This is a genomic window from Pseudarthrobacter sp. NBSH8, from assembly GCF_014217545.1.
In the GTDB taxonomy this organism is placed as follows: domain Bacteria; phylum Actinomycetota; class Actinomycetes; order Actinomycetales; family Micrococcaceae; genus Arthrobacter.
This window is the reverse complement of the sequence record NZ_CP043178.1, coordinates 3,399,784-3,418,183: the sequence shown is the minus strand read 5'-3', so window position 1 is coordinate 3,418,183 and position 18,400 is coordinate 3,399,784. Positions and strand designations below refer to the sequence as shown.

General features: G+C 66.1%; 17 protein-coding genes and 1 pseudogene. 11 read left to right on the top strand and 7 right to left on the bottom strand.

What is annotated here, in order from left to right; translation table 11 throughout:
- Positions 1-10: 10 nt before the first annotated feature.
- A complete protein-coding gene (locus FYJ92_RS15815; RefSeq protein WP_185261545.1) occupies positions 11-703 on the bottom strand; it encodes a GNAT family N-acetyltransferase in 693 nt (230 codons plus the stop codon).
- A gap of 94 nt (positions 704-797) precedes the next feature.
- Between FYJ92_RS15815 and FYJ92_RS19170 the strand changes: the two genes are divergently transcribed.
- Together FYJ92_RS19170 and FYJ92_RS15810 are read left to right on the top strand one after the other, a co-directional pair.
- Positions 798-929 (top strand): hypothetical protein, encoded by a 132-nt coding sequence (locus tag FYJ92_RS19170; RefSeq protein ID WP_255482155.1) that lies wholly within the window; start codon positions 798-800, stop codon positions 927-929.
- Between the two features lie 51 nt (positions 930-980).
- Positions 981-1,874: a rhodanese-related sulfurtransferase gene (locus FYJ92_RS15810; RefSeq protein ID WP_185261544.1), complete on the top strand. Its 894-nt coding sequence runs from the start codon at positions 981-983 to the stop codon at positions 1,872-1,874.
- Positions 1,875-1,926: 52 nt separating this feature from the next.
- Here the strand turns inward: FYJ92_RS15810 and FYJ92_RS15805 are convergent, their stop codons facing one another.
- A complete protein-coding gene (locus FYJ92_RS15805; RefSeq protein ID WP_255482154.1) occupies positions 1,927-2,523 on the bottom strand; it encodes a hypothetical protein in 597 nt (198 codons plus the stop codon).
- A gap of 85 nt (positions 2,524-2,608) precedes the next feature.
- A complete protein-coding gene (locus FYJ92_RS15800) occupies positions 2,609-3,046 on the bottom strand; it encodes a hypothetical protein (RefSeq protein ID WP_185261543.1) in 438 nt (145 codons plus the stop codon).
- 139 nt (positions 3,047-3,185) lie between these two features.
- Between FYJ92_RS15800 and FYJ92_RS15795 the strand changes: the two are divergent.
- The 6 genes and pseudogenes from FYJ92_RS15795 to proC all read left to right on the top strand — a co-directional run.
- A pseudogene (locus FYJ92_RS15795) lies at positions 3,186-3,470 on the top strand (MerR family transcriptional regulator); the annotation flags it as partial.
- Between the two features lie 142 nt (positions 3,471-3,612).
- Complete coding sequence (locus tag FYJ92_RS15790) at positions 3,613-5,328, top strand: methyltransferase (RefSeq protein WP_185261541.1); 1,716 nt, start codon at positions 3,613-3,615, stop codon at positions 5,326-5,328.
- 156 nt (positions 5,329-5,484) lie between these two features.
- On the top strand, positions 5,485-8,214 hold the full coding sequence (gene topA / locus FYJ92_RS15785; protein WP_185261540.1) for a type I DNA topoisomerase: 2,730 nt from the start codon (positions 5,485-5,487) through the stop codon (positions 8,212-8,214).
- Positions 8,215-8,261: 47 nt separating this feature from the next.
- Positions 8,262-8,714 (top strand): SseB family protein, encoded by a 453-nt coding sequence (locus tag FYJ92_RS15780; RefSeq protein ID WP_185261539.1) that lies wholly within the window; start codon positions 8,262-8,264, stop codon positions 8,712-8,714.
- Between the two features lie 52 nt (positions 8,715-8,766).
- Complete coding sequence (locus FYJ92_RS15775) at positions 8,767-9,771, top strand: Ppx/GppA phosphatase family protein (protein WP_185261538.1); 1,005 nt, start codon at positions 8,767-8,769, stop codon at positions 9,769-9,771.
- Between the two features lie 265 nt (positions 9,772-10,036).
- Complete coding sequence (gene proC, locus FYJ92_RS15770) at positions 10,037-10,870, top strand: pyrroline-5-carboxylate reductase (protein ID WP_185261537.1); 834 nt, start codon at positions 10,037-10,039, stop codon at positions 10,868-10,870.
- Between the two features lie 30 nt (positions 10,871-10,900).
- Here proC and FYJ92_RS15765 read toward each other — a convergent pair whose 3' ends face one another.
- Positions 10,901-11,587, bottom strand: coding sequence for a TrkA family potassium uptake protein (locus tag FYJ92_RS15765; protein ID WP_058931335.1), 687 nt, complete (start codon positions 11,585-11,587; stop codon positions 10,901-10,903).
- On the bottom strand, positions 11,580-13,013 hold the full coding sequence (locus FYJ92_RS15760) for a TrkH family potassium uptake protein (protein ID WP_185261536.1): 1,434 nt from the start codon (positions 13,011-13,013) through the stop codon (positions 11,580-11,582). Before FYJ92_RS15760 ends, FYJ92_RS15765 begins: the two co-directional genes overlap by 8 nt.
- Before the next feature lie 105 nt (positions 13,014-13,118).
- Here FYJ92_RS15760 and FYJ92_RS15755 point away from each other — a divergent pair, with 105 nt between their 5' ends.
- Together FYJ92_RS15755 and FYJ92_RS15750 are read left to right on the top strand one after the other, a co-directional pair.
- Entirely contained in the window at positions 13,119-14,330 is a 1,212-nt protein-coding gene (locus tag FYJ92_RS15755; RefSeq protein WP_185261535.1) for an acetoin utilization protein AcuC, read from the top strand.
- A gap of 79 nt (positions 14,331-14,409) precedes the next feature.
- On the top strand, positions 14,410-14,952 hold the full coding sequence (locus FYJ92_RS15750) for a helix-turn-helix transcriptional regulator (protein ID WP_185261534.1): 543 nt from the start codon (positions 14,410-14,412) through the stop codon (positions 14,950-14,952).
- Between the two features lie 92 nt (positions 14,953-15,044).
- Here FYJ92_RS15750 and FYJ92_RS15745 read toward each other — a convergent pair whose 3' ends face one another.
- A complete protein-coding gene (locus tag FYJ92_RS15745; RefSeq protein ID WP_304632647.1) occupies positions 15,045-16,382 on the bottom strand; it encodes an alpha-hydroxy acid oxidase in 1,338 nt (445 codons plus the stop codon).
- A gap of 95 nt (positions 16,383-16,477) precedes the next feature.
- Here FYJ92_RS15745 and FYJ92_RS15740 point away from each other — a divergent pair, with 95 nt between their 5' ends.
- Positions 16,478-17,185 (top strand): FadR/GntR family transcriptional regulator, encoded by a 708-nt coding sequence (locus FYJ92_RS15740; RefSeq protein ID WP_185261533.1) that lies wholly within the window; start codon positions 16,478-16,480, stop codon positions 17,183-17,185.
- A 6-nt stretch (positions 17,186-17,191) separates the two neighbouring features.
- Here the strand turns inward: FYJ92_RS15740 and FYJ92_RS15735 are convergent, their stop codons facing one another.
- Complete coding sequence (locus tag FYJ92_RS15735; protein ID WP_185261532.1) at positions 17,192-18,226, bottom strand: LacI family DNA-binding transcriptional regulator; 1,035 nt, start codon at positions 18,224-18,226, stop codon at positions 17,192-17,194.
- Between the last annotated feature and the right edge of the window lie 174 nt (positions 18,227-18,400).

Here is an 18,400-nt window from a genome sequence, read left to right as displayed (position 1 = left end):
CGGGAAAAAATCACCCCACGGAAAGGTCTGCGCCTTCGTCGGACGTGGACAGCATCAGCACGCGGCAAACAGTGGACCAGCCCAGGTGGGAGTACAGCTTCTGTCCGTCGAGGGAGGCCAGGAGCAGGCCGTTTTCCACATCCGGTCCGATGGCCTGCGCGGCCAGGGCCTTCATGATGAAGCTGCCCAGGCCGCGGCGCTGGAACGTCGGTTGGACAACAATCTTGTCGAATACAGCGGTCTCGTCCACCACAAAAACCCTGCCGCTCGCCGCCACCGAGTCACCCGAACGGACCACCGCGTGGTGGACGCCGTCGAGTTCGGAGGTGACCAGGTTCAGATCATCGTCGGAGAGCCACGGATCTTCCGTATCCTGGGTGGACATGTCCACGATCATCATGGCCTGCGAGGCGGACGTGACGTTCAGACCGTTCTGCTGGGCCAGCGCCGTGAAGCGGGCAACGTCATTGGTGAGGATGGTCAGGACCCTGGCCGGCGCCTCGACGGTCTTCGCAGCCAGGGCAGTGAACTCGTCAGCGGAGGGGTTATGGGCGAAGTACTCCCACTCCCCGGTGGTGCCGGCCCGCAGTGCAGCGGGGAAGCGGCCCTCAACTGATGTCTGGTAACCGCGGCAGCCGGCCCAGCCAGCTACCCAGACTTCAAGAAGGCGTGTGATGTCTTCAACCAAGGCGTCCGGACTCATGTCATGAGAGTATTCCAGCCCCGACACAAGCAACAGGGGTAGGGTGCCCCGATGCGACTTGCTTATGCAATCGTGACCGGACAAGACTGACGGCATGAACGCCGCGAAGGATCCATACAGGAACACCTTGGCGGTGCCCCTGCCGGTCTGTGGTGCAGCACTGGTGGCCACGGTGGGCGGCGCCCTGAACAGGCGCGACGACGCCATCGCAGCGGGCCAACCTTAGCCCCGGCCGCCAGGCGGGCCCGGTGCCCGGTAACCCAGTACCCTTAAATACGTGGCTTTGAACCGAATTGTGCTCTTTTACGGCTTTACCCCCATCGCAGATCCGGACGCGGTGCGGCTCTGGCAGCGTGCCCTGTGCGAAAAACTCGGGCTGACCGGACGCATCCTCATTTCCAAGGACGGCATCAACGCCACGGTGGGCGGCGAGATCGGCGCGGTCAAGCAGTACGTCAAGACCACCCGCGAATACAAGGGCTTCCACGGCATCGACGTGAAATGGTCCGACGGCGGCGCGGAGGACTTCCCGCGGCTGAGCGTTAAGGTCCGGGACGAGATCGTCTCCTTCGGCGCGCCCGGCGAACTCAAGGTGGATGAGCACGGCGTGGTGGGCGGCGGCACCCATCTCAAGCCCGAGGAACTGCACGAACTGGTGGAGGCCACGAAACAGGCCGGCGAGGACGTCGTGTTTTTCGACGGCCGCAATGCCTTCGAAGCCCAGATCGGCAAGTTCAAGGACGCGGTCGTCCCCGACGTGGCCACCACGCACGATTTCATCAAGGAGCTCGACTCCGGCAAGTACGACGCCCTCAAGGACAAACCCGTTGTCACCTACTGCACCGGCGGCATCCGCTGCGAGGTGCTCTCCAGCCTGATGGTGAACCGCGGTTTCAAGCAGGTGTACCAGCTAGACGGCGGCATCGTCCGCTACGGCGAAACGTTCAAGGACCAGGGCCTCTGGGAAGGCTCGCTCTACGTATTCGACAAGCGCATGCACCTGGAATTCAGCGAGGATGCCAAAACGATCGGTGCGTGTGTCCGCTGCGCCTCGCCCACCAACAAGTTCGAGAACTGCTCCAACCCGAGCTGCCGCACTCTGACGCTGTACTGCGCCGAGTGTGCCGCCAGCCCGGAGACGCTTCGCTGCCCCGAAGGCTGCGCGGCCTGAAACGCGCGTGGCCGAAGGGTCCGGCCGGCCTGGATCCGGCAGGCAGAAAAGTTCACAGCCGGGACAGCCGGTAGGCGAAATTGGCGGCGGACTGCGCTTCGACCTGGAAATGCAGCACCGTTTCCGTGGACAGGTAGATCACGCTATCGTGCCGGGATCCGCAGCGCAGGCTGAGGTCCACCATGGTGAATTCGTCATGGCGGACTTCGAAGTCGACGCGCCGTTGGCTCCGGCACACCAGCACCAGGACGTAGGTTCCGGCCGGGAGGGGCGCTGTGGCGCCGGTCCGGATTTCTTCGGCCCGCAACAGGCCGAATTCCCTGTGCGCCACCTGCAGCCCGGTCCCCACCTGGGACTCAGTCAGCCAGCCCTCCATTTCGGCCTCGCTGACGGGATCGTTCCGCCACAGTTCAGTGCGTGGCCCCGGCTCGGTCACTGCCGTCGCGGCCGGGGCGTTCTCGGCGGGCCGCCATCCTTCGTCGTACGTGTATTCACATCCGGTGAGCGCAGATCCGGCCACCAAGGCGCCCGCCGTCCAGAATACGACGGCGGTCCTTATCCGGGTGCGCGCCGGGACTGACCGGGACGGGCAAGTGCCCGGACGAAGTACCGCCCTGCGGGGCGGCGGCGCCCCCTGCGATGCGGGCATACTCCGACTCTATGCCCGGCACGGACGCCAATCCAGAGCCTCGAGTAGGTGACAGGAAGGCCGGTCGTGCGGGAGCGGCCGGCTACTACCCCGCGGTTACCAGTTGGTAGGCGTAGATCACCGGCGCGTCAACACTGGAGGCACTGAGCTCCAATGGACCGGATTCCGGCAGAGTGATTTTGCGGGACTCCGGCGTGCCGTAGCAGGCCGCTCCGAGGTCGGCGAGCGCTTTGCCGCCGGACCGCACTGCGAGGAAGGCCTTGCCGCCGCCTTCGCAGACAAGTGTCAGCGTGTACTTGCCTGCCGGCACAGTCTCCGTATGGTCAATGGGCTGGGCGTTGAGAATCCTGCCAGAGTCCTGGGCAACAATGCCGCTGGCCGATGGCATCGCCGTGGCCTTCCAGGCAGGCACATCGGCGTTCTCCACCGAAAGCTGCTGCGCGCAGCCGGAGACGCCCAGGAGGACAGCTGCTGCCGCCACGGCGGAGAGGGCGCGCGGCAGGGAGGAAGGAAACAGAACCATGCTTCCAACTTACCCGGCCACACCTGCGCTCCGTGATTCAGGCCCTTGATCTTGACGCTACGTCAACATTTATCGTTGAACCATCAGCCGGAGCACAACCCCGGACCTACCCCGCCAACAGACCGGGAAGGAGGAACATATGGACTGGTCCATCCAGGACATTGCCCGGATCGCAGGGACTACCAGCAGGACGCTGCGCCACTATGACGGCATCGGGCTGCTCAAGCCCGGCCGCACCGGCCACAACGGCTACCGCTACTACAACCAGGCGGCACCGGTGCAGCTCCAGCGCATCCTGCTCCTTCGCGGCCTGGGGCTGGGCCTGCCGGTCATCAGCCAGGTGCTCGACGACGAAACGGACGCGGCCAACGCCCTCACCGGGCATTTGGCATGGCTCAAGCAGGAACAGGACAGGCTGGCGCGGCATGAGCACCGACGAAAAGGCGGCGTGGAAGAACTACGGCGGGGCGGAGGGTGCCGGCTTCGTCCGGGATGCCCTGAAGATCTACGCGGCGGAGAACCTGTAGCCCGTCAGGGGGAAGCCTGCCCGCCAATAGACTTGGGCGGTGACTGATTCCACGCTATTCCTGGCCGGCAACACCCCCGATGCCCCGCGCAGCGACCTCCCCGAACTGCTGACGGCGCTCGCCGCGGACCTGCGCCGGGTGGACTACACGCTCGACGGCGTGGCCGGGCTCCTGGGCGAGTCCGCCTACCGCGCGCTGAACCGGGACCAGATCATCCCGGCTCTGCTGGCCACCGAAAGCGCCCTCCAGAATGATGCGGCGAAGGGTGGGCCTGCGAACGATGAGAATACGACGTCGGCGCTCGCCGCCGTTGTACGTCTCTGGCTCCTGGCGGAACCGCAAACGCGGGAAACGCTCGACGCCGCCCTGCCGGGAATCCGGTCCGACGGCCTGATCGAGCTGGGGCTGCTTGAGCCCGTGCCCGGCTCTGATCTGCCCGGCGCCGTTCAGTCGGCGCCGGATCTGCTGCAGGCAAAAGCGGATCTGCGGCCGTACGGCTGGGATTCCAATGAGGACGGCAGCGGCGGCGCCGAGCTGTGGGTGGCCAGTGACCTCGCCGCGCACCAGCAGGACGGCGTGCTGCGGCACGATCACGTGCTCGGGATCGGGCAGGCATCCACCACGCTGGTGCAGACCACCGTCCGGCGCCACGTCGCCAAGGCCCTGGATCTCGGCACGGGCTGCGGCATCCAGTCCTTCCACCTCCTGCACCATGCCGAGCACGTCACCGCGACGGACATCTCGGAGCGGGCTCTGGCCTTCACCCGGTTCAACCTGCTCCTGAACGCCGAGGCCCTGCACGTGGACCCGCAACACCTGGCGGACCGGGTCAGCCTTCGGCTGGGGTCGCTCCTGCAGCCCGTCGCCGGTGAGGAATTCGAGCTTGTGGTGTCCAACCCGCCGTTCGTCATCACGCCGCGGACGGTAGGCGAACACGCGTCAGGGCAGTTCACCTACCGCGACGGCGGGCTGCCGGGCGACGACATCGTGGCCTCGCTCGTGGCGGCATTGCCCGGCGCCCTGGCCCCCGGCGGCACCGCGCAACTGCTGGGCAACTGGGAAATTCCCGTCGGGGCCGAGTGGCACGAGCGGCCCAAGAGCTGGATCGGTCCGGATGCGGACGCCTGGTTCATCCAGCGCGAGCAGGTGGGCCCGGAACAGTACGCCGAAACGTGGCTGCAGGACGCATCAGAATCCCGCGACCGCAAGCATTACCGGGACGCCTATGCCGCGTACCTGGCTGACTTCGCGTCCCGGAACGTGGCGGGGATCGGCTTCGGCATGATCTGGCTGCGCCGGCCGCCGGCGGAATCCGGCGCCCCCGCCATCAGCCGGTTCGAGGAAATTACGTACCCCATTGAGCAGCCCATCGGGCCCCACTTGGGCGCCGCAGTCGAGCGTTCCGGCTGGCTGGCCGCCAACAGCCTGGCGGACGCGCATCTGCTCGTGGCGGACGACGTCACGGAGGAACGCCATCAGCGTCCCGGCGCCGAGCACCCGGGCGTGATCCTGCTGCGCCAGGGTGCCGGCCTGCGCCGGACCAATCTGCTCAGCACCGAACTCGCCGGATTGGTCTCCGCCTGCGACGGCGACCTCTCCGTCGGCCAAATCATCGGGGCCCTAGCGGCGCTGCTCGGCGTGAGCCTCGCCGGAGAGGACGGGTTCGACGGCGAGGCGTTCCGGACCAGGCTGCTCGACGACGCCGCGAACCTGGTCAGCGACGGTTTCCTGGTTCCCGCCGAGCCAGCCGCATAGCGGTTTGGCGGCGTCCGGAACACCCCAAAACGGGGTCCTTGACGTGCCGGATGAGTCGCCGGGTTTTCCACATGAATGCGCACGATTGTCCAAAATATGGTGAACTAGGCCAATATGGGCTCATCTGCCCACGCAACCCTTTTCTGTAGGAGCACCGTGCCAAGCAAGGCCAAAACAGGCAAGAAACTCGTGATTGTGGAGTCTCCGGCCAAGAGCAAGACCATCGCCAAGTACCTCGGCGAGGGCTTCATCGTAGAGGCCTCCGTTGGTCACATCCGCGACCTGCCGCAGCCGTCCGAGCTTCCCGCAGAACTGAAGAAAACCTCGGTGGGCAAGTTCGCCGTCGATATCGAAAACGACTTCAAACCCTATTACGTGGTGTCCGCGGACAAGCGGAAAAAGGTCACCGAACTGAAGGCCGCGCTGAAAGATGCCGACGCCCTCTATCTCGCAACCGATGGGGACCGCGAGGGCGAGGCCATCGCGTGGCACCTGCTGGAAGTGCTCAAGCCCAAGGTGCCCGTCTACCGGATGACGTTCGGCGAAATCACCAAGGAAGCCATCCAGCGCGCCATGGGCAACCTGCGCGATGTTGATACGGCACTGGTGGACGCGCAGGAAACCCGCCGTGTCCTGGACCGCCTCTACGGGTACGAGATTTCCCCCGTGCTGTGGCGCAAGGTGGCCCGCGGCCTGTCCGCCGGCCGCGTGCAGTCCGTGGTCACCCGCATGGTGGTGGACCGTGAACGCGAACGCATGGCTTTCAAGGCTGCTTCCTACTGGGACCTCACGGGCCAGTTTGGTGCCGGTTCCGCTTCGTTCAAGGCGAAGCTCGCCTCCGTTGACGGCGCCAAGGTGGCTTCGGGCCGGGACTTTAACGACGACGGCGTCCTCACTTCGCGCAACGCGGCGCACCTCAACGAGGAACTGGCCACGTCGCTGGCTGCAGGACTCCAGGATGCGGACTTCCGCGTCCGGTCCGTGGACACCAAGCCGTACACCCGCCGTCCCGCAGCGCCGTTCACCACCTCCACGCTGCAGCAGGAGGCCGGCCGCAAGCTGCGCTTCACCTCCAAGAGCACAATGCAGGTGGCCCAGCGGCTGTACGAAAACGGCTACATCACCTATATGCGTACCGACTCCTCGGCGCTGAGCGACGAAGCCGTCACGGCCGCCCGCCGCCAGGCGTCCGAACTGTACGGCCCGGAGTACATCCCGGCGTCGCCCCGCGTCTACACCAGCAAGGCCGCGAACGCGCAGGAAGCCCACGAGGCCATCCGCCCCGCCGGTGACTCGTTCCGCACGCCGGCGCAGGTTGCCAAGCAGCTCTCCGGCGACGAGTTCCGCCTGTACGAGCTGATCTGGAAGCGCACCGTCGCCTCCCAGATGGGTGACGCCAAGGGCTCGACGGCGACCATCCGCCTTGGAGCCGTTGCAACCGACGGCCGGGACGCTGAGTTCTCCGCCTCCGGCACCGTCATCACCTTCCCCGGCTTCCTGGCCGCCTACGAAGAAGGTAAGGACGAAAGCCGCGGGGACGACGACTCCGACGAAGCCCGACGGTTGCCGAACGTGGCCAAGGACGATGCCCTCACGGCGTCGGACATTCTGGCTGTGGGCCACGAGACCTCGCCGCCGCCGCGCTTCACCGAAGCGTCGCTGACCGCCGAGCTGGAAAAGAAGGGCATCGGCCGCCCGTCGACCTACGCCTCCACCATCTCCACCATCCAGGACCGCGGCTACGTCCGGAAGCAGGGCTCCGCGCTGGTGCCCAGCTGGATCGCGTTCTCGGTGATCCGCCTGCTGGAGCAGCACTTCACCGACTACGTGGACTACGAATTCACGGCGGACATGGAAGGCGACCTGGACAAGATCGCCAACGGCCAGGCTGTGGGGTCCGCGTGGCTCAAGCACTTCTACTTTGGTGAAGACGCAGATCCGGGGCTGCTGAGCATCGTGAACAACCTGGGCGATATTGACGCCCGGGAAATCAACTCCATTCCCATCACGGACGAGATCACGTTGCGGGTGGGCAAGTTCGGTCCGTACCTGGAAAGCTCCGCCGCCACGGTTGATCCGAAGACCGGCGAAATCGTGGAAAACTCCCGAGCCAACGTCCCGGAGGACCTGGCACCGGACGAGCTCACCGCGGCCAAGGCCATCGAACTGATGGAGACGGCTGCGCCGGAAGAACGCGTCCTCGGTGCTGACCCGCACACCGGGCACACCGTGGTGGCGAAGAACGGCCGCTACGGCGCCTACGTCACCGAAGTCATCCCGGAGATGACCGAGGAACAGCTGGCCAACCAGCCCGTGGAGTATTACAAAAACGGCAAGCCGAAGCCGCCGAAGAAGCCTGTTAAGGCTAAGCCGCGCACCGGTTCGCTGTTTGCGTCCATGACGGTGGACTCCGTCACTCTGGATGAAGCGATGCAGCTGATGAGCCTGCCCCGCGCCCTGGGCGAGGACGCCGAAGGCAACCTCATCACGGTGCAGAACGGCCGCTTCGGCCCGTACCTGAAGAAGGGCACGGACTCCCGCTCCATCGGCACCGAAGAGGAAATCTTCACCATCACACTGGAGCAGGCGCTGGAAATCTACTCCCAGCCCAAGCAGCGCGGCGCCCGTGCCGCGGTAGCCCCGCTGGCCGAGTTCGGACCGGACCCCGTTTCCGAGAAGAACATCGTGGTGAAGGAAGGCCGCTTCGGCCCTTACATCACGGACGGCGTCACCAACATCACCGTCCCGCGGTCCACGTCCCTGGAGGAACTGACCCGGGAACAAGCCGTTGAACTCCTCGCCGAGAAGAGGGCCAAGGGGCCGGTCAAACGCACCACCACGGCCCGCAAGGCCCCGGCCAAGAAGAAGGCTCCAGCCAAGAAGTAAGTGTGGGCGGAATTGCGCCGGGCTCTCCAACGTGGTCGAGTAGATACATGACTGAACAGCCCGGCACAGCCGATCTCACGCCGCTCAATGACCTCGAAGAGAAGCTCGCCCAGGGCGGCCAGCCCGAGGGCAGCCCGGTGGATGTCATCCTGTCCTTCCTCAACAGCGAGGTCTTCGTCATCAGCACCGACGGGATCGAGGGGGAGGATTCCCAGGTGGAGCCGCTGGTATTGGCGAACGCCGACGGCGAGCCCGTCCTTGCGGTGTTCTCGCACCCCAGCAGGGTTGATGAGCAGTACCTTGAGGCTGCCCCGAACGTCCTGGGGACCCAGGGTGCGGCCATTATCGCCAACATCGGCGAGGAACTGGGCATGGTGATCAACCCCGGAGCTGCCTACGGCTTCGAGATCAACCCGGAGGGCGTCGCCAACATCAAGCGCGACTTCAAGCGCGCCGATGAACTCCCGGATGGTGCACCAGAGGACGCCTCCGCAAACTGACATCTTCTGCGCAGGTTGTGAGTGAGGGCCCGGGCGGGGGAATAATGGCAGGATGCGGCTAGGCGTCCTCGATATCGGGTCAAACACTGTCCACCTTCTCCTGGTGGATGCCCACCCTGGCGCGCGTCCGGTGCCTTTCGCGTCGCACAAGCGGCCGTTGTCCCTGGTCCAGTACCTGGATGCCGGCGGTAATATCACGGACGCCGGCCAGCACGAGCTGACCGAATTTGTCCTTGAAGCCTGGGAGTTTGCGGCCAGGCACAAAGCGGACGACCTGCTGGCGTTCTGTACGTCCGCCATCCGCGAAGCCGCCAACGGCGCCGCGGTGCTGGCCCGGGTCAAGGACGAAACCACTGTCACCCTGCAGGAACTGACGGGCAGCGAAGAAGCCTCCATGACGTTCTTCGCCGTCCGCCGCTGGTACGGCTGGGGCGCCGGGCCCATCCTGAACCTGGACATCGGCGGCGGCTCCTTCGAAATGGCCTTCGGCCAGGACGAACTGCCCGAAGTGGCCACCTCCGTCCCGCTGGGCGCCAGCCGCCTGACCCGCGACTGGCTGGCCGAGGACCCGCCCTCCGCCAAGAGTGTCAAGGAGCTGCGCCGTTATATCCGGGCCACACTGGCCCCCGCGGTGAAGCAGTTCGACGGCCTGGGACGCGCCAATGTTGTGGCCGGCACCTCTAAGACCTTCAGGTCGCTCGCCAGGGTCGCAGGGGCCGCCCCCAGCGCCGCAGGCCCCTACGTGAAGCGCACACTCAACGCGACGGATCTGGGCGTCTGGGCGCAGCGCATTTCAGCCATGAAGGCCGAGGACCGGCTCTTTCTGCCGGGGGTGTCCGAGGCCCGCGCGCACCAGCTCCTCGCCGGGGCCCTGGTGGCCGAAGCCGCCCTGGAAATGTTCAAGTTCAAAAAGATCAGAATCTGCCCCTGGGCGCTGCGTGAAGGGCTGATCCTGCGCCGGCTCGACCAGCTGGTCTTTGCCGGTCCGCTGGATCCGGCCCCGCACATCGTGGAGCCCGCCCCGGCGCGTCAGGCGATCGAGGCCACCCCCGCCTGAAAACAGCGGTAACGCGAAAGCGCCGGCGTCCGCAGCAGGAAAATGGGGGAAAACCTGCTGCAAACCACCGGCGCCTCGGGCAAACATCCCCATGCTTGCCGCATCACTCGCACCCTCAATGAGGTAATAACTACGTTAGGCGGCGAAGTTGTGTGCAAGCTGCAGCGAACATGGGAGTCCGCTGTGAACCAGTGTCGGCGGGTTCCCGCGTTGTCCGATTCGTTCCATTTCTGCAGCCACCCAGCCGAACTGCAATGATGGAGCCATGAGTAACCGAATCGCCTTTCTGGGCTGTGGATCCATGAACGAAGCCATCCTCTCGGGCCTTCTGGCCGCCGGGACCAACCCCGCCGACGTCATAGCTACAGTCAGGCGTGCCGAACGGGCCGAGGAGCTGGCGCTGCGCCACCACGGCATTACCGCTGTCGCTGGCGAAGAGGAACCGGACAATAACAAGGACGCCGCCAAGGGATCCGCCGTCGTAATCCTTGGTGTAAAGCCGGTGGGCATCGTCGACCTGGCCCGCGAAATCAGCGGCTCCCTGTCCCCGAAAGCCGTAGTTGTCAGCGTCGCCGCAGCCGTATCGCTGGCGCAGCTCGAAGCGGCACTGCCTCCCGGACAACCGGTGATCCGGACCATGCCGAACACCCCTGCGAAACTGGGCCGCGGCGTCGTCTCCGTTTCACCCGGTACCAACTGCACGCCGGAACAGCTCCAGACCGTCAAGGACATCCTGCGGGCCTCAGGCACCGTGGTGGAGGTGCCGGAGGAGCAGGTGGATGCGGTGTCAGCCATCAGCGGCTCGGGTCCCGCCTACGCGTTCTACCTTGCCGAAGCCATGGCCGCTGCCGGCGTCGAACTGGGTCTGGATCCCGAGCTGTCGCTGCTCCTGGCCCGGGAGACAGTCGCAGGCGCGGGCTTTATGCTGGCTGAGCCCGGCGCCGACCCTTCGGCCCTGCGCAGGGGAGTGACCAGCCCCAACGGCACCACCGAACGGGCCATCGCCACTTTCGACGACCGCGGCATTCCGTCCATCATCGCCGCCGGCGCCCGCGCCGCAGCGGACCGCTCCGCAGAGATCACCAGGCAGCTCGGCTAATCCCCACCGCCTCGGGAGTTTGGGCTCTACTTACGGCCGCGCGGCGAACCGTTCCAGCAGGTCCACGTGACCGGACACGATCAGCATGTCGCGGGCGGACACCTTGGTTTCAGGGCGGGCGTAGGTGAAGTCCTCACCGGGCGACTTCACGCCCACGATCGTCACGCCGTACTTGGAGCGCACCTTGGACTCATCCAGCGTGAAGCCCACGGTCTCGCGCGGCGGATACATTTTCACGATGGCGAAGTCGTCGTCGAATTCGATGAAGTCCAGCATGCGGCCGGAGACCAGGTGCGCGGCGCGGACGCCGGCGTCGGCCTCGGGGTAGATTACGTGGTTCGCGCCGATCCGGGTGAGGATCTTGCCGTGTGATGGCGTGATGGCCTTGACCCAGAGGTGCTCGATGCCGAGATCCACCAGGTTTACGGTGATCAGCACGGAGGACTCGATCGAGGTGCCCACGCCACAAACTGCGGAGCTGAACTCCTGGGCGCCGAGTTGGCGCAGCGCATCGATGTTGGTGGCGTCAGCCTCCACCACGTGGGTGAGGAGTGGCGCCCATTTCTGGACCAGGTTCCGGTCGCGTTCGATCGCCAGCACCTCACGCCCCTGTTTCACAAGCTGCTCGGCGGTGGAGGAGCCGAAGCGGCCGAGCCCGATCACCAGGACCGGCGCGTTGTGGGCGGGGCGGTTGGGGGCGCCTGAGGAATTAGCCAATGATGGGCCTCTCTTCCGGGTAGTGGAACAGCTGGCTGCGTTGGCGCAGTGCCAGCCCAGCGGCAAGGGTGACGGTGCCGACGCGGCCCGCGAACATCAGGGCGGTGAGGACATAAACGCCCGACGGTGGCAGCTCTGCACTCAGGTTCGTGCTGAGGCCGCAGGTTGCGAAGGCTGAGATCGTCTCGAACAGGACCCGGTCCAAGGGCGCGTTGCTGATGTGCAGGAGAATGAGGGCGGAAACCGAAACCAAGGTTGCGCCGGCGACGATCACTGAGATGGCCACCCGCATGGTGCCCTGCGGGATGGTCCGGCCGTAAACCTTGACGTCCGCGTCGCCGCGGGCCTCGGCCACGATGGCCAGGAACATCACGGCGATTGTGGTGACCTTGATGCCGCCCGCTGTGGAGGCCGAGCCGCCGCCGGCGAACATGAGCGCGTCCGTCAGGAGCATGGTGGTGGACTCCATATGGTTCTGCTCCACCAGGTTGAACCCACCAGACCTGGTCATGACGGACGCAAAAAGCGAGTGCGTGATCTTGTCCCCGAGGTCCATGCGGGCAATGGTCCGCACGTTGTCCCACTCCATCAGCCCCCAAAGCACCGCGCCGGCGGCCAGCAGGATGAAGGACACCTGGATGGTCAGCTTGGTGTGCAGGTTCCATTTCTTCCAGTTGAGCCCGTTCTGCTGCAGGACCATAACAACGGGAAAACCCAGGCTGCCGAGGAACACGCCGAGCATCAGCGGGATGAGGATCCAGAGATCGGTCTCATACGGCACGATGCCGTCTGAATGCGGGGTGAAGCCGGCGTTGTTGAACGAAGAAATGGCGTAAAAGACGCCGTGCCACACGGACTGCCAGAACGGCTCGCCGAGGGTCAGGAACCGGGGGACCAGGGCAAGCGCCAGGACACCTTCGATCACCACGGACGTGGTGATGACGATTCGCAGCAGCGTACCCACTTCACCGAGCCGGCCGGCGTTGTTCATGGCCTCCTGCGCAATGAGTTTGCCGCGGACGCCAAGCTTCTTGCTCACCATGAGGGCCAGCAGGGAGGCGAGCGTCAGCGTTCCCAGTCCGCCGACAAAGATGCCGATCAGGATGACCAGCTGGCCGAAAAATGACCAGTGCACCGCCGTCGAAACAACCGTCAGGCCGGTCACGCAGACGGCGGACACCGCCGTGAACAGTGCCTGGTGGATCGGAGTGGCCAGACCGGTGGCGGAGGAGATGGGCAGCGACAGGAGGAAAGTGAAGACCAGGCAGACCGTCCCGAAGGCGCTCAAGGCAAGCCGTGCGGGCGACGTGTTGGCAATATCGTCAACGAAGTCGCGTATGCGGGTGAAGATCCATAGGCCTTCGCGCCCCGGTGCGGCCGGGTGCCAGCTGGCCGGGTTCCGGGGCCTCGACTGGCGTTGCGTCATGGGGGGCTTTTCCTCGGTTGAAACTGTTTCCTCCAGTAGTAAACCACTAATGCCCGCGTTATGGCCGGGCCGGGGCCGGGTGCGGCCTCCGGTAGCCTGTCATTGATGACATTCCTGCCCGGTCTCAGCCAGCCCGCGCCGCCGACAATGGTGGTGTGGAATTCCGCCATGACGGCCTACAATTTCGGCCCGGGCCACCCGATGGCTCCCGCGCGGCTGGACCTGACGGCGAGGCTTGCAAGCAGCCTCGGCCTGCTGGACTTTGCACATGTGTCCGTGGAGGCCCCGGAGGTTGCGTCCGATGCCGAACTGGAAACCGTACACTCGCCTGAGTTTGTGGCTGCTGTCCGCCGGGTCAGTGACGACCCGACCTCGCCGGATGAAGCCCGCGGACTGGGCACCGACGACGATCCAGTCTTCGCCGGTATGCACGACGCCGCTGCAAGGCTTGCCGGTGGATCGCTGGCCGCTGCGTCCGCCATCCTGGACGGGTCCGCGCTCCACGCCGTGAACTTCGGCGGAGGTATGCACCACGCTGCCCGTGACCGCGCCAGCGGCTTCTGCATCTACAACGACTCCGCCCTTGCCGTCCGGAGACTGCTCGACGGCGGCATCCGCCGCGTGGCGTACATCGACGTCGATGCGCACCACGGCGACGGGACGGAAAGCATCTTCTGGGACGACCCCCGGGTCTTGACCATTTCCCTGCATGAGAGCGGACTCACACTTTTCCCCGGGACCGGCTACGCCAACGAAATCGGCGGTCCCGGGGCTGAAGGCAGCGCCGTCAACGTCGCCCTGCCGTCCGGCACCGGCGATGCCGGCTGGCTGCGGGCCTTCCACGCGGTGGTGCCCCAGCTCGTGGGCGCGTTCCAGCCGGAAGTCATCGTCAGCCAGCACGGCTGCGATTCGCACCGCCTTGACCCGCTGGCCCACCTGAACATCAGCGTGGACGGCCAGCGTGAGGTGGCCACCGCCGTCGGGAATCTCGCTGCCCGGCACTGCGAGGGCCGCTGGATCGCCACTGGCGGCGGCGGATACAGCGTCACCGACGTTGTGCCGCGGTCCTGGAGCCACCTGATCGCCATCGCTGCCGGGCGTCCCGTTCCGCTCCGGACCCCGGTGCCGGAGGATTGGCGAGCCTATGTTGCGGACAAGTTCGGCAGAGACGCCCCGGGCCTGATGGGTGACGACGTGGACCTTTGGTGGCGGTCCTGGGAAGTGGGCTTTGACCCCAACGATGCTGTGGACCGCACCGTCATGGCCACCCGCAAAGCCGTTTTCCCGCTGCACGGCCTGGATCCCTGGTTCGACTGATCCTTCTTCACCCCACGAGGGCCGGTCACGGGCGAAATAGTTGATGCCTGACGGCGTATATGTCGCTAGGGTGGGAGTCATGGTGACAGACGACGTATTTGCCGTCATTGCGGAAGCAACCCGGCGTGACATTTTGGTTTCCCTGCGCGCCGGGGACAAGGCAGTGGGCGAGCTGGTGGAAGAACTGTCCGCGAGCCAGCCCACCATTTCCAAGCACCTGAAAGTCCTCCGCGAGGCCCAGCTGGTCAGCATGCGGGCGCAGGGCCAGAAGCGCTATTACGCGCTGAACCCCAAGCCGCTTGAGGGGATCGTCAGCTGGCTGGAGACGTTCGACGTCGGCCCGGCGGCCGCCGTCGCCAAGTCACCCCGTGCTGCGGCGGAAGCCGGCACCGGGCAAACCGTGGCTACTGCACTGCCGGATAACGCCGCCATCGCCGCCGTCCTGGAGCGTCCGGGCGCCGAGTTGAGCCCCGCCGTCGTGATTCCGGGCGGCACCGTTGCCCCGCTCAGCGACGACACGGTGCCGCAGCAGATCGGCCGCACTGTGGGCCGTGCCGCCACAAAGGCCGCGGACCTGCTGGCCAACCTCCCGAACCTCCCCAAGTTCGGCCGCAAAAAGTAACCCCAATACTCTGAGTTTTTGTCCAGATAATGGCCGGAATATCGACTTTTGGTGCCATTATCTGGACAAAAACTCGGGGGCGGGCGGGGCCGCTACTTGGTGAGCAGGCGAACGTGGTCCGGGGTCAGCTCGGAGATTTTGCTGACACCGAGCAGCGCCATGGTGCGGGCCATGTCCTTCTCGAGGATCTGCAGGGTGCGGTCCACGCCCGCCCGGCCGCCGGCCATGAGGCCATACAGGTAGGCGCGGCCGATCAGCGTGAAGTCGGCGCCCAGGGCCAGGGCCGCGATGATGTCCGCGCCGCTCATGATGCCCGTGTCCAGCATGATGGCCGCGTCCGAGTTGTCCTTGGTGAAGGCTTCCTTGACGCCCGGCAGCAGATGGAACGGGATGGGTGCGCGGTCCAGTTGGCGGCCGCCGTGGTTGGAGAGCACCACCCCGTCGGCGCCATGGGCTACCACCTTGCGGGCGTCGTCCACGGTCTGGATGCCCTTGACCACGAGCTTGCCCTTCCAGGTTTCACGCAGCCAGTCCAGGTCCTCGAACGTCAGCGTGGGGTCGAACATCGAGTTGATGAGGTCGGCCACGGTTCCGGTGTAGCGGGACAGCGAGGCGAAGGTCAGCGGCTCGTGCGTGAGGAAGTTGAACCACCAGGCCGGGCGGTAGGACGCATCGAGGACGGTCTTGACGGTCAGTGCCGGCGGGATGGTCATGCCGTTGCGGACGTCGCGGAGGCGGGCGCCGGCGACGGCGGTGTCCACTGTGACCATCAGGGTGTCGTTGCCGGCCTTGGCCGCGCGCTCGATCAGCTCCAGCGACCGGTCGCGGTCCGTCCACAGGTACAACTGGAACCAGTTGCGGCCGTTCGGGGCGGCGGCTGCAACGTCCTCGATGGAGGCAGTGCCCATGGTGGAGAGGGTGTATGGAATGCCGGCGGCTTCCGCAGCCTGCGATCCGGCGTACTCACCCTCGGACTGCATCATGCGCGTGAAGCCGGTGGGGGCGATGCCCACGGGGAGCCGGGAAGGCTTGTCCAGGATGTCGGTGCTGAGGTCGATGCTGGAGACGTTGCGCAGGATGCCGGGCCGGAACTCGATGTCCAGGAAGGCCTCGCGGGCGCGGCGCAGGGTGATCTCGCCTTCGGCGGCGCCGTCGGTGTAGTCGAACGGGGCCTGCGGCGTGCGGCGCTTGGCCATGTCGCGAAGGTCCCAGATGGTGCTGGCCCGCTTCAGCCGGGCTTCCTTACTGAATTCGGGCTTCTTGAACTGCATCAGCGGGGCCAGGTCCGAATACTTGGGGATCCGGCGCTTAAGCGCGGCCGGGACTGCGGCGGCGGCCGGCTTCGGCGCGCTGGCGGTGAACGCCGGGACGTCCGTGGCATCCGGGGCTGGCGTGACCTCGGGATTGTTCGGCTGGATGGTGTGGGTCATGGCTGCCTCCGTTGGTGGGCCTGGCGCAGGGTTGGAGCTGTGGTCTAACCACACTCTAAGCCATGTGGTCCAACCACATCAACTAGGATGGTGCCATGCGTACGCACCAACTTGTCCTGACGTGGATCGAACAGCAGCTCTCCGACGGGCAGCTGAGCGTGGGCGGACGCCTGCCTGCGGAGCGGGCACTCGCCGAGCAGCTGGCCGTGTCAAGAACCTCGGTACGAGAGGCCATCCGGATACTGGAAGCCATGGGGGTGGTCCGCGCCGGGGTTGGCTCCGGCCCGGAAGCAGGGACTGTGGTGATTTCGGATCCGACGGCAGCGCTCGGCTCGGCGCTTCGGCTTCACGTTGCCACCCAGCGTCTGCCCGTGTCCGACATCGTGGAAACGCGCATCCTGCTGGAGACCTGGGCGGCTGCCCGGGCAAAGCCCGATGCTCCGGAGCTCGAACTGGCCGCCACGCTCCTGGGCGAGATGGACGCCGTCGAACGTGTTGCCCGGACGGCGGATGACTTCCTGGCGCTGGATATCCGGTTCCATCTGGCCCTCGCGGACGCCGCCGGCAATGCCGTGGTCAGCGCGATGATGGGCTCGCTGCGCGAATCCATCCAGGGGTACACCGCCCGGTTTACGGCCAATCTCCCGGACTGGGATGCCACGGCGTCGCGCCTGCAGGCGGAGCACCGTGACATTCTGGCCGCCATCAGGAACGACGACGGCGCGCGCGCGGCCACGCTGGTGGCTGCCCACATCGAGGGCTACTACCGCGAGGGCGGGTTTGGGCCCGCGGCGGAGGAATAGTGCGGGTCAGCCGTGGGCTGCAGTACGGCGCGCCTTGGCCGGGCCACTGCTGGCCCGGATTTCCAGGCGCGGCTGGTACCGGCCGCCCGGGGCGTCGTGGTCTTCCTTGCGGATGAGTGCCCGCAATTCACGCCAGGCCTGGCCGCCGAGCTCGGCAATGGGGACTGCCGCAGTGGTCAGGGTGGGCGTGGTGTAGCGGGCGAACGGGATGTCGTCGAAGCCGGTGACGGAGATGTCGCCCGGAACGTCCACGCCGCGTTCGTGCAGGCCGCTCATCAGGCCCATGGCCACGAGGTCGTTGAAGGCCAGGATACCCGTGGCGCCGCTGGCAAGGACCGAGTCCACTGCCCCGTGGCCGGTATCGAAGTCCGAGCCGCCGTCGAGCATGGTGACATCCACCTGCGGGTGCCTGGTCTTGAACGCTTCGAGGCCCTCGAGCCGGAGGCCATTGGAGGCGCTGCCTGCCGGGCCGGCCAGGAAGGCCAGACGCGTATGGCCGAGGCCCACCAGGTACTCGGCCAGGTCCTGGACTCCCTGCCCGTAGTCCACCACGAGGCTCGGAATTCCGGCAGCCGCCGTCCTCCGGTTGATCAGGACCAGCGGGTGCAGCGATGGTGCGATTTCCTCGAGCTCGGCGTCGCTCATGCGCGGGGCGCAGAGCACCAGACCGTCGCAGCGCCGGCGGGCCTCGCCGGCCAGGATGGCTTCCTCGCTGGAGACCTCGAAGGAATCGGCAATCAGGACGCGGTAGCCATCCTCCGCCGCAGCCCGGCTCAATCCGCGCAGGATCGCCTGGAAGGTGGGGTTGGCGAGGTCCGGCACCACAATGCCGATGGTGTCCGTCTTTCCCAGCGCGAGGCTTCGCCCCACGGGATTGGGCTGGTATTTGAGCTCGACGGCGGCCGCCCGTACCCGTGCCGCGATGTCCGGGTCCACGGTGAAGTTGCCGTTCATGACGCGGGAAACAGTGGCGTGTGATACCCCTGCCTTCACAGCAACATCTGCAATGCCGATCCTTCCGGTTGCCGATTTCCTGGCCATGGCCCTGCCTTTCGTAAGTCCCGGTCCCGTGAGTACCGGCGCCCGTGGGACAGCATACAACGCCCCGGGAAACCGATTTCCATTCGTTCGGCGCGCAGAGTGTTGGCTGCGCCGCCGCAGAAACAGGGCCTTACATACAGAAAGCGCTTTCTCTCAGAGAGGACGAGGGTTGAC

What these genes read in the sequence shown, in the direction of transcription:
- FYJ92_RS15815 (WP_185261545.1), bottom strand. Translation starts at nt 703, where the DNA reads ATGAGTCCGGACGCCTTGGTTGAAGACATCACACGCCTTCTTGAAGTC.
- FYJ92_RS19170 (WP_255482155.1), top strand. Translation starts at nt 798, where the DNA reads ATGAACGCCGCGAAGGATCCATACAGGAACACCTTGGCGGTGCCCCTG.
- FYJ92_RS15805 (WP_255482154.1), bottom strand. Translation starts at nt 2,523, where the DNA reads ATGCCCGCATCGCAGGGGGCGCCGCCGCCCCGCAGGGCGGTACTTCGT.
- FYJ92_RS15800 (WP_185261543.1), bottom strand. Translation starts at nt 3,046, where the DNA reads ATGGTTCTGTTTCCTTCCTCCCTGCCGCGCGCCCTCTCCGCCGTGGCG.
- FYJ92_RS15780 (WP_185261539.1), top strand. Translation starts at nt 8,262, where the DNA reads ATGACTGAACAGCCCGGCACAGCCGATCTCACGCCGCTCAATGACCTC.
- FYJ92_RS15775 (WP_185261538.1), top strand. Translation starts at nt 8,767, where the DNA reads ATGCGGCTAGGCGTCCTCGATATCGGGTCAAACACTGTCCACCTTCTC.
- proC (WP_185261537.1), top strand. Translation starts at nt 10,037, where the DNA reads ATGAGTAACCGAATCGCCTTTCTGGGCTGTGGATCCATGAACGAAGCC.
- FYJ92_RS15760 (WP_185261536.1), bottom strand. Translation starts at nt 13,013, where the DNA reads ATGACGCAACGCCAGTCGAGGCCCCGGAACCCGGCCAGCTGGCACCCG.
- FYJ92_RS15755 (WP_185261535.1), top strand. Translation starts at nt 13,119, where the DNA reads ATGACATTCCTGCCCGGTCTCAGCCAGCCCGCGCCGCCGACAATGGTG.
- FYJ92_RS15750 (WP_185261534.1), top strand. Translation starts at nt 14,410, where the DNA reads ATGGTGACAGACGACGTATTTGCCGTCATTGCGGAAGCAACCCGGCGT.
- FYJ92_RS15745 (WP_304632647.1), bottom strand. Translation starts at nt 16,382, where the DNA reads ATGACCCACACCATCCAGCCGAACAATCCCGAGGTCACGCCAGCCCCG.
- FYJ92_RS15740 (WP_185261533.1), top strand. Translation starts at nt 16,478, where the DNA reads ATGCGTACGCACCAACTTGTCCTGACGTGGATCGAACAGCAGCTCTCC.
- FYJ92_RS15735 (WP_185261532.1), bottom strand. Translation starts at nt 18,226, where the DNA reads ATGGCCAGGAAATCGGCAACCGGAAGGATCGGCATTGCAGATGTTGCT.